Here is a 9335-nt window from a genome sequence, read left to right as displayed (position 1 = left end):
GCGCTCGACGGGGCCGTGCTGCACGGCATGCCGCCGTCGCCGCTGGTCGCCGACCTCACGCAGGGAGTCGGTGTCGAGCGCGGGGAGCGTACGGGAGAGGAGCCCGCGCCGGAGCGTTCGGCGCCCGTGCCGACGGCCCGCGGCAAGAAGCCCGAGCCTGCCGCCGCGGAGCCCGAGCCGACGCCGTCCAAGCTCGCCGTGCCCGATCTGACCAAGTCCTCGCCCGGCGCGCCGCGGGACCTGCCCCCGCGCGCCGAGCAGCTCCAGCTCGCCGGCGACATCACGTACGCGCTGCCGTCGCTCGACCTCCTGACCCGCGGTGGGCCCGGGAAGTCGCGCAGCGCGGCCAACGACGCCGTCGTCGAATCGCTCTCGACCGTCTTCACCGAGTTCAAGGTCGACGCGGCCGTCACCGGGTTCACCCGTGGCCCGACGGTCACGCGGTACGAGGTCGAGCTCGGCCCCGCCGTGAAGGTCGAGAAGATCACGGCGCTCGCCAAGAACATCGCGTACGCCGTCGCGTCCCCTGACGTCCGGATCATCAGCCCCATCCCCGGCAAGTCCGCGGTCGGCATCGAGATCCCGAACACCGACCGGGAAATGGTCAACGTCGGCGACGTGCTGCGCCTCGCGGACGCCGCCGAGGACGACCACCCGATGCTGGTCGCGCTCGGCAAGGACGTCGAGGGCGGCTACGTGATGGCGAACATCGCGAAAATGCCGCACATCCTTGTCGCCGGTGCCACCGGATCCGGTAAGTCGTCCTGCATCAACTGTCTGATCACGTCGGTCATGGTGCGGGCGACACCCGAGGACGTGCGGATGGTCCTCGTCGACCCCAAGCGCGTGGAGCTGACGGCGTACGAGGGGATTCCGCACCTCATCACGCCGATCATCACCAACCCCAAGCGGGCCGCCGAGGCGCTGCAGTGGGTCGTACGCGAGATGGATCTGCGCTACGACGACCTGGCCGCCTTCGGCTACCGGCACATCGACGACTTCAACCAGGCGATCCGCGACGGCAAGCTCAAGACGCCCGAGGGCAGCGAGCGGGAGCTGAAGACCTACCCGTACCTGCTGGTGATCGTCGACGAGCTGGCCGACCTGATGATGGTCGCGCCGCGCGACGTCGAGGACGCCATCGTGCGGATCACGCAGCTCGCGCGTGCGGCCGGTATCCACCTGGTGCTCGCCACGCAGCGCCCGTCGGTCGACGTCGTCACCGGTCTGATCAAGGCGAACGTGCCGTCGCGGCTCGCCTTCGCCACGTCCTCGCTCGCCGACAGCCGGGTCATCCTCGACCAGCCCGGGGCCGAGAAGCTCATCGGCAAGGGCGACGGTCTCTTCCTGCCCATGGGGGCGAACAAGCCGACCCGTATGCAGGGAGCCTTCGTCACCGAGGACGAGATCCACGCCGTCGTGCAGCACTGCAAGGACCAGATGGCGCCGGTCTTCCGGGAAGACGTCACCGTGGGGACCAAGCAGAAGAAGGAGATCGACGAGGACATCGGCGACGACCTGGAGCTGCTGTGCGCGGCGGCCGAGCTGGTGGTCTCCACGCAGTTCGGGTCGACCTCCATGCTGCAGCGCAAGCTCCGCGTGGGCTTCGCCAAGGCCGGGCGGCTGATGGACCTCATGGAGTCGCGGAACATCGTGGGACCGAGCGAGGGTTCGAAGGCCCGGGACGTGCTCGTGAAGCCGGACGAACTGGATGGAGTGCTCGCGGTGATCCGTGGGGAGGCTCAGTCCTGAGGATCTTTCGGATTTGATGTCACTCGGACGGGGATCCGGGGCAACCGTTTCCTCAACGAGTACGTCAAGTTGAGGGAGAGGCAGCTCGCTGCCCCGTCATCAGGCTGTCGGGCCATTCTGATGGCGTACAAAGTCCGACCGCCCGGTTGCCCCACCCTTTCGCACCCCCCCTAGACTGAACCTCCAGCAGGTGGCTACACGCTCGAAAGGCGCCCCCGTGTCCATCGGCAACTCCCCTGAAGACGACCGTCCTTCGGAAGACCGCATCCCGCCCGCGGACGAGCGGCCCTCGATCGGTCGTGCCCTTCAGCAGGCACGTATCGACGCGGGGCTGACTGTCGACGAGGTCAGCCAGTCGACCCGGGTGCGCATCCCGATCGTGCACGCCATCGAACAGGACGACTTCTCCCGCTGCGGCGGCGACGTGTACGCACGCGGCCACGTCCGCACGCTCGCCCGCGCCGTCGGCGTCGACCCGGAACCGCTGCTCGCGCAGTTCGAGGCCGAGCACGGGGGGCGGCCCGCGCCCACCCCGGCGACCCCGCTGTTCGAGGCGGAGCGCATCCGGTCCGAGCCGCGCAGGCCCAATTGGACCGCCGCCATGGTCGCCGCGATCGTCGCGGTGATCGCCTTCGTCGGCTACACCGCGTTCAGCGGTGGCGACGACGACAGCAGCAGCAAGCAGCAGGCCGCAGAGGGCGCCACGCCCGCGACCAGCAAGCCCGCCCCCAAGCCGAGCGGCAACACCAAGAAGCCCGTCGACCCCAAACCGGACCCGTCCGACAGCGCGATCGCGGCCGCTCCCGCGGACAAGGTCACCGTGCAGGTCAACGCGGCGGACGGGCGCAGCTGGATCTCGGCGAAGGACCACAACGGGCGGCTCATGTTCGACGGCCTGCTCAAGCAGGGCCAGTCGAAGACGTTCCAGGACAACCAGAAGGTCGACCTCATCCTCGGCGACGCGGGTGCGATCCAGCTGTACGTGAACGGCAAGCAGATCGAGGACGAGTTCCAGCCCGGCCAGGTCGAGCGGCTCAGTTACACGAAGGGTGACCCGGAGGTCGGGTGACCACGGCGATCCTTCGGTAACCCTCGCGGCGAGGGCTGTCGGTGGGACGAAGTAGTCTTGAGTCCATGCCCGAACGCCGTACCGTCGCACTTGTCACCCTTGGCTGCGCCCGTAACGAGGTGGACTCGGAGGAGCTCGCAGGCCGCTTGGAGGCGGACGGCTGGGAGCTCGTCGAGGACGCCGAGGCCGCAGATGTCGCCGTCGTCAACACCTGTGGCTTCGTCGAAGCCGCGAAGAAGGACTCCGTCGACGCCCTGCTCGAGGCCAATGATCTGAAGGGCCACGGCAGAACCCAGGCGGTCGTCGCCGTCGGCTGCATGGCCGAGCGGTACGGCAAGGAGCTTGCCGACGCGCTTCCCGAGGCCGACGGCGTGCTCGGCTTCGACGACTACGAGGACATCTCCGGCCGCCTGCAGACCATCCTGTCCGGCGGAAGCGTGGAGGCCCACGCCCCGCGCGACCGGCGCAAGCTGCTGCCCATCAGCCCGGCCGAGCGCCAGGAGGCGGGTGCGGGGATCGCCCTGCCCGGACACGCGCCGGCGGACCTGCCGGACGGGCTCGCGCCCGCGTCCGGGCCGCGTGCGCCGCTGCGGCGCCGGCTCGACGGTGCGCCCGTCGCCTCCGTGAAGCTGGCCTCCGGCTGCGACCGGCGGTGCTCGTTCTGCGCGATTCCGTCGTTCCGCGGTTCGTTCATCTCCCGCCGCCCCAGCGACGTCCTGAACGAGACGCGCTGGCTGGGCGAGCAGGGCGTCAAGGAGGTCATGCTGGTCTCCGAGAACAACACGTCGTACGGCAAGGACCTGGGTGACATCCGTCTCCTGGAGTCGCTGCTGCCCGAGCTGGCGGCCGTCGACGGGATCGAGCGGGTGCGGGTCAGCTACCTGCAGCCCGCCGAGATGCGGCCGGGCCTCATCGACGTCCTGACGGGGACCGACAAGGTCGTCCCGTACTTCGACCTCTCCTTCCAGCACTCGGCGCCCGGCGTGCTGCGCGCCATGCGGCGTTTCGGGGACACCGACCGCTTCCTGGAGCTGCTCGACACCATTCGGAGCAAGGCACCGCAGGCCGGTGTCCGGTCGAACTTCATCGTCGGCTTCCCCGGCGAGTCCGAGGGCGACCTCGCCGAGCTGGAGCGCTTCCTGAACGGTGCGCGGCTGGACGCCATCGGTGTGTTCGGCTACTCCGACGAGGAGGGCACGGAAGCGGCCACGTACGACAACAAGCTCGACGAGGACGTCGTCGCCGAGCGTCTCGCGCGGGTATCGCGCCTCGCCGAGCAGCTCGTGTCGCAGCGGGCCGAGGAGCGCCTGGGCGAGACCGTGGAGGTGCTCGTCGAGTCGGTGGACGCGGAGGACGGCGTGCTCGGCCGCGGTGCGCACCAAGCCCCCGAGACGGACGGACAGGTGCGGCTCACGGGCGGCGCAGGACTCACGGTCGGCCGTATGGTCGAGGCAAAGGTGGTCGGGACCGAGGGAGTGGACCTCGTCGCCGAGCCGCTCGACGGGCTTGAGGAGGCAGGCAGATGACCGGAGTCCCGGCATCCGCCACGGGCGGGACCGGTTCGCCGGCGCCCGGCGGCAAGCTGGGCGCTGCGGCCGTCAATCAGGCCAGCCTGTGGAACATCGCCAACATCCTGACCATGATCCGGCTGCTGCTCGTGCCCGGCTTCGTGGTGCTGATGCTCGCCGACGGCGGGTACGACCCGGCGATGCGGGCCTGGGCCTGGGCGGCGTTCGCGGTCGCGATGATCACGGACGTCTTCGACGGGCACCTGGCCCGTACGTACGACCTGGTCACCGACTTCGGGAAGATCGCCGACCCCATCGCCGACAAGGCGATCATGGGGGCGGCGCTGATCTGTCTGTCGTACCTCGGTGACCTGCCGTGGTGGGTGACCGGCGTCATCCTCGGGCGGGAGCTCGGGATCACGGTGCTGCGCTTCGTGGTGATCCGCTACGGGGTCATTCCGGCCAGTCGTGGCGGCAAGCTCAAGACCCTCGCGCAGGGCACGGCCGTGGGCATGTACGTGCTCGCGCTGACCGGGCCGCTCGCCACCTTCCGCTTCTGGGTCATGGCCGTGGCCGTCGCGCTGACCGTGGTGACCGGGCTCGACTACATCCGGCAGGCGGTCGTGCTGCGCCGGGCGGGTCTTGAGGAGGCGAAGGCCGCCGCGGCCGCGTCGCAGGCGGCTGCGGACGACAAGGCGTCCTCGGAGGCGGCCGAGAAGTGACGCACGAGGCTGCCGAGGCGCTGCGACTGTTGACCGGCCGGGGGGAGACCCTCGCCGTCGCCGAGTCGCTCACCGGTGGTCTCGTGGCCGCGGAGCTGGTCGCCGTACCCGGTGCCTCGAAGGCGTTCCGCGGGTCCGTCACGGCGTACGCGACCGAGCTCAAGCACCGACTGCTCGCGGTCGACGCCGGCCTGCTGGCCGCGCACGGACCCGTCCATCCGGAGGTCGCGCTGCAGATGGCGGCCGGGGTCCGGGACGCGCTCGGCGCGGACTGGGGGATCGCCACGACCGGCGTCGCCGGGCCGGAGCCGCAGGACGGACAGCCGGTGGGCACGGTCTACGTGGCGGCCGTCGGACCCGACGGGAACGGCCCGGACGGCGCCCTGGACAGCGTTGCGAAGGGCGGAGGCGATTTCGCTGGTAGCCGCAAAGTGGTCGAGCTGCGGTTGAACGGCGACCGGACGGAAATCCGTAAGAAGAGTGTGCGGAGCGTGCTCGGGCTGCTCAGGGAAGAGCTGGTCGGAGGGCATTCCGGCGAACGTACTGGGAATGCGCGGACACAGGATACGGAACAGAACGGGGAGTCTTGATGTTTGCAGCCCTGAGTGAACACGACATCGCTCCCCGCACGGCCGCCGCACGAGGCGGTACGGTGGGGCGTGAAGGATGCGGCTACGCGGTCCGAGGAGGGAGCCACCGATGATTCTGCTCCGTCGCCTGCTGGGTGACGTGCTGCGTCGGCAGCGCCAGCGCCAGGGCCGTACTCTGCGCGAAGTCTCCTCGTCCGCCCGAGTCTCGCTCGGCTATCTCTCCGAGGTGGAGCGGGGGCAGAAGGAGGCTTCCTCCGAGCTGCTCTCCGCGATCTGCGACGCGCTTGACGTACGGATGTCCGAGTTGATGCGCGAGGTGAGCGACGAGCTCGCCCTCGCCGAGCTGGCTGTGTCGGCAGCAGCGGTCCCGTCGGAGCCGGTGCCATCACCGGTTCGTCCGATGCTCAATGCGGTCTCCGTGACCGGCGTCCCGCCGGAACGGGTGACGATCAAGGCGCCTGCGGAGGCGGTGGACGTCGTAGCGGCGTAGCGCCTGCACGCAGCGTGAAGTGTGCGAGAGCCCCGACCGGGAATCCGGTCGGGGCTTTCTGCTGGGCACCAGAGGCCGAAGGTCCCGAGTCCTGGCTTCCTGTGTCCGTAATAGTGCATGTGTGCCATCGTTGATGGTGATTTCGCTACGGAGGTTACGGATGTACGTCGTGAAGAGCCCGCTGTCCGATGCTGACCTGAAGACCGTGTCCGAGGCGCTGCAGGGTGCACTCGTGGACCTCGTGGATCTTTCCCTCGTGGCCAAGCAGGTCCACTGGAACGTGGTGGGCCCTCGTTTCCGGTCCGTGCACCTTCAGCTCGACGAGGTGGTGGACACCGCGCGGCAGCACTCCGACACGGTGGCCGAGCGGGCCTCGACGCTGGGTGTGTCGCCGGACGGCCGTGCCGGGACGGTGGCCGCCACGAGCGGCATCGGTGCGGTGTCCGAGGGCTGGGTGAAGGACGTGGACGCGGTCGGGACGCTCGTGGAGGCGCTCGGCGCGGTGATCACCCGGATGCGTGAGCGCATCGAGGAGACCGGCGAGGCCGACCCGGTGAGCCAGGACATCTTCATCGGCATCACGGCCGATCTGGAGAAGCACCACTGGATGTTCCAGGCCGAGAACGGCGGCTGAGACGTTCTCCGGTCCGATCGGGTGCGAACGGGGGCGCGTCACGGGGTTCGTGGCGCGCCCTTGTTGCGCACTGCCGGAGGTGGAGGCGGAGGCGGGCGCGTGGCGTCCCAGGTGCGGTGCCGGTGACGGGCGGAGGTGAGCGGTCGGTGGCAGGTCGGCGGCTGTGGCGCTGGATACCGGCCGTGGTGCTGGGGGCGCTGTGGTGGTGGGGTGTGCTGCGGCTGGCCTTCGCGCCGGACGCGGGGGTGTTTGAAGGGGCGGTCGCGGCGGGCGGCTGGGGGCTCAGTCTGCTGCCGGTGCATGCGTTGCCGAAGGCGCGGGCGGCCGGGGTCGCGGGGGCGCCCGGTCATCATGGCGCGCGGCGGGTGCGGGGGCGGGCCGTGCGGGCGGGCCGGGAGTTCGGGGCCGGGATGCGGGGGCGGGTCACCAGGGCATGGCGACGCCGCCGTTCGGGCGGAGGATCTGGCCGGTCGTGAACGCGGCGGCGTCCGAGGCGAGGTGCAGTACCGCGTGCGCGATGTCCTCCGGGGCGCCGACCCGGCCGAGCGGGGTCATGCGCACCATCAGGGACTCCGTGTGGGCCTGGGCGCTCTCGTCGTGGCGGGTGGTCATCGGCGTACGGATCCAGCCCGGTGCGACCGCGTTGACGCGGATGCCGTGCGGACCCATCTCCGTGGCGAGCGTCTTGGTGAGCTGCACGATGGCGGCCTTCGCGACGCCGTAGCAGAACAGGCCGGGGCCGCCGGTGTCGATCGCGCCCGAGGCCATGGTGACGATGCTGCCGGGGGTGCCGGCCGCGAGCATCGTGCGGGCCGCCTCCTGGCACGCGTACAGCACGCCCTTGAAGTTGACGGCGAGTACGCGGTCGAGGTCCTCGTCGCTGGTCTCCATGACGGGGCTGCTGTGCATGATGCCGGCGACGGCGGCCATGATGTCCAGCGCGCCGGTGGGGCTGGTCCCGGCGGCCGCGGTGACGGCGGCGGCGACCTGGGTGCGGTCCGAGACGTCCAGGAGGTGCGGGTGCGCGGTGCCGCCGCTCTCCTTGATGAGGGCCGTCGTCTCGTGCAGACCCTGTGTGTCGCGGTCCGCGCAGTGCACAGTGGCTCCTGCCTCGGCGAGGAGCGCCGCCGAGGCGCGTCCGATGCCGCTGGCGGCGCCGGTGACGAATGCGGTGCGTCCGGTGAGGTCGTACGCCTTGACGGGCATGAAGGGACCGTACGAGCTGTTCTGACGGACCGTCAATTGTTGTGCGCGGATCACGTGGTGGGGGTCGGGCCCGACTGGCAGCGGGGGCACCAGTAGGTGGGGCGTTCGCGGGAGCCGTCTCCCTGGTTCGCCGTGCGGATCGGGGTGCGGCAGCGCAGGCAGGGGCGACCGGCCCTGCCGTAGACGTACAGGCGCTCGTCGGGGCGGGCGCGGCCGGTGGTGACGCGGGCCGGGCGGTCGCGGTTGGCTTCGAGGAGCTTCTTCGCGAGGAGGGGGAGACGGTCGGCGGTCCCGGGCGGGAGGTCGCCGACCGGGAGCCAGGGCGTGACCCGCAGGAGGAAGCACATCTCGGACTTGTAGACGTTGCCGATTCCGGCGAGGTTGCGCTGGTCGAGGAGGGCCTCCCCGAGGGGGCGGGCGGGGTCCTTGAGCAGGTTGCTCAGGGCGGTGTCGGGGTCCCAGTCGGGGCCGAGCAGATCGGGGCCGAGATGGCCCACCGCAGTGAACTCCTCGTTGGTGCGCAGCAGTTCGAGGACGGGCAGGCGGTAGCCCACCGCCGCGTGCGACGCGTTGGCGAGGATCGCGCGGATCTGATGGGTGGGGCCGCCCCGCCAGCGCTCGCCCGGTGCGTAGATCTTCCAGGAGCCGTCCATCCGCAGGTGCGAGTGGAGCGTGAGGCCGCCCTCAAGGCGGGTCAGCAGGTGCTTTCCGCGCGAGGTGACGTCCAGGACCTCGCGGCCGGTGAGGTCCGCCGTGGCGAACCGCGGGACACGCAGGTCGGAGCGGGTGAGCACCTGGCCCGCGAGCGCACGGTGCAGTCGCTTCGCGGCCTGCAGGACGGTGTCTCCTTCGGGCATGTGTCCAGGGTAGGTCTCGCGACCGGGTCCCGCGTGGCCTCACGCGCGCAGGCGCAGCCCGCGGGGCGTCGCGTGGAAACCGGCTCCTTCCAGGAGGGAGGCGTACGGGGAGGTGAGCGCCGCCTCGCCGTTGATCCGCTCGACGGTGATGGTGCCGAGGGCGCCGGAACGGGCTGCCTCGCCGAGTGACTGCGCGGCGGCGGGCAGACGGGGGTCCTCCGCGAGCAGGGCGGGCGTCGGCGGGGCGGCATCGGCCCCGGAGGCGGGCCAGGCGAGGAGCGTCTTGCCGCCCCGCTCCATGTAGAGGGTCAGTTCGCCGTCGGCCAGGACGACGAGGGAACCCGCCTTGCGGCCCGGCTTGTGGCCCGCGCCGGTGGGAGGCTCGGGCCACGGGAGGGCGGCGCCGTACGCGTTGGCCGGGTCGGCTGCGGCGAGCACCAGGGCGCGGGGGGCGGTGGCCCGAGACGCCGGGGCGTCGACCGGGGCGTACGGGTCGGGCGGGGCCGC

Annotated in this window: 11 protein-coding genes; 8 read left to right on the top strand and 3 right to left on the bottom strand. The window is 71.0% G+C overall.

The features are described from left to right. The 8 genes from G3I40_RS08880 to G3I40_RS46985 form a co-directional block, all read left to right on the top strand. Positions 1-1752, top strand: a 1752-nt coding sequence (locus G3I40_RS08880) for a DNA translocase FtsK (protein WP_164301606.1), incomplete at its 5' end; no start/stop codon positions are given. Positions 1753-1969: 217 nt separating this feature from the next. After that, entirely contained in the window at positions 1970-2821 is an 852-nt protein-coding gene (locus G3I40_RS08875; protein ID WP_343244865.1) for a RodZ domain-containing protein, read from the top strand. Positions 2822-2886: 65 nt separating this feature from the next. Next, entirely contained in the window at positions 2887-4347 is a 1461-nt protein-coding gene (rimO, locus tag G3I40_RS08870) for a 30S ribosomal protein S12 methylthiotransferase RimO (RefSeq protein WP_164301605.1), read from the top strand. Then, positions 4344-5051 (top strand): CDP-diacylglycerol--glycerol-3-phosphate 3-phosphatidyltransferase, encoded by a 708-nt coding sequence (pgsA, locus tag G3I40_RS08865; protein WP_164301604.1) that lies wholly within the window; start codon positions 4344-4346, stop codon positions 5049-5051. Before rimO ends, pgsA begins: the two co-directional genes overlap by 4 nt. Then, positions 5048-5641: a CinA family protein gene (locus tag G3I40_RS08860; RefSeq protein WP_164301603.1), complete on the top strand. Its 594-nt coding sequence runs from the start codon at positions 5048-5050 to the stop codon at positions 5639-5641. Before pgsA ends, G3I40_RS08860 begins: the two co-directional genes overlap by 4 nt. Before the next feature lie 109 nt (positions 5642-5750). Next, a complete protein-coding gene (locus G3I40_RS08855) occupies positions 5751-6131 on the top strand; it encodes a helix-turn-helix transcriptional regulator (protein ID WP_164301602.1) in 381 nt (126 codons plus the stop codon). Between the two features lie 160 nt (positions 6132-6291). Next, positions 6292-6765, top strand: a complete 474-nt coding sequence (locus G3I40_RS08850; protein WP_164301601.1) for a DNA starvation/stationary phase protection protein — start codon at positions 6292-6294, stop codon at positions 6763-6765. A 146-nt stretch (positions 6766-6911) separates the two neighbouring features. Next, positions 6912-7241 carry a hypothetical protein gene (locus G3I40_RS46985; RefSeq protein ID WP_343244866.1) on the top strand — a complete coding sequence of 110 codons (330 nt, stop codon included), beginning with the start codon at positions 6912-6914 and terminating at the stop codon, positions 7239-7241. Here the strand turns inward: G3I40_RS46985 and G3I40_RS08845 are convergent. From G3I40_RS08845 to G3I40_RS08835, 3 genes are all read right to left on the bottom strand, one after another. Continuing rightward, on the bottom strand, positions 7189-7971 hold the full coding sequence (locus G3I40_RS08845) for an SDR family NAD(P)-dependent oxidoreductase (protein WP_164301600.1): 783 nt from the start codon (positions 7969-7971) through the stop codon (positions 7189-7191). The two genes, G3I40_RS46985 and G3I40_RS08845, sit on opposite strands and share 53 nt — an antisense overlap. 50 nt (positions 7972-8021) lie before the next feature. Further along, positions 8022-8828: an Fpg/Nei family DNA glycosylase gene (locus tag G3I40_RS08840; protein ID WP_164301599.1), complete on the bottom strand. Its 807-nt coding sequence runs from the start codon at positions 8826-8828 to the stop codon at positions 8022-8024. 39 nt (positions 8829-8867) lie between these two features. Next, a partial coding sequence (locus tag G3I40_RS08835; protein ID WP_239091619.1) for a hypothetical protein occupies positions 8868-9335 on the bottom strand: 468 nt, incomplete at its 5' end.

This window comes from Streptomyces sp. SID14478, assembly GCF_010548525.1.
In the GTDB taxonomy this organism is placed as follows: domain Bacteria; phylum Actinomycetota; class Actinomycetes; order Streptomycetales; family Streptomycetaceae; genus Streptomyces.
Note: the sequence above shows the minus strand (reverse complement) of the source record. Positions and strands in the feature narration are given on the sequence as shown.

Excerpts from the sequence above, each read along its gene's own strand:
- G3I40_RS08855 (WP_164301602.1), top strand. The coding sequence starts at position 5,751 with ATGATTCTGCTCCGTCGCCTGCTGGGTGACGTGCTGCGTCGGCAGCGC.
- G3I40_RS08845 (WP_164301600.1), bottom strand. The coding sequence starts at position 7,971 with ATGCCCGTCAAGGCGTACGACCTCACCGGACGCACCGCATTCGTCACC.
- G3I40_RS08850 (WP_164301601.1), top strand. The coding sequence starts at position 6,292 with ATGTACGTCGTGAAGAGCCCGCTGTCCGATGCTGACCTGAAGACCGTG.
- G3I40_RS08840 (WP_164301599.1), bottom strand. The coding sequence starts at position 8,828 with ATGCCCGAAGGAGACACCGTCCTGCAGGCCGCGAAGCGACTGCACCGT.
- pgsA (WP_164301604.1), top strand. The coding sequence starts at position 4,344 with ATGACCGGAGTCCCGGCATCCGCCACGGGCGGGACCGGTTCGCCGGCG.
- rimO (WP_164301605.1), top strand. The coding sequence starts at position 2,887 with ATGCCCGAACGCCGTACCGTCGCACTTGTCACCCTTGGCTGCGCCCGT.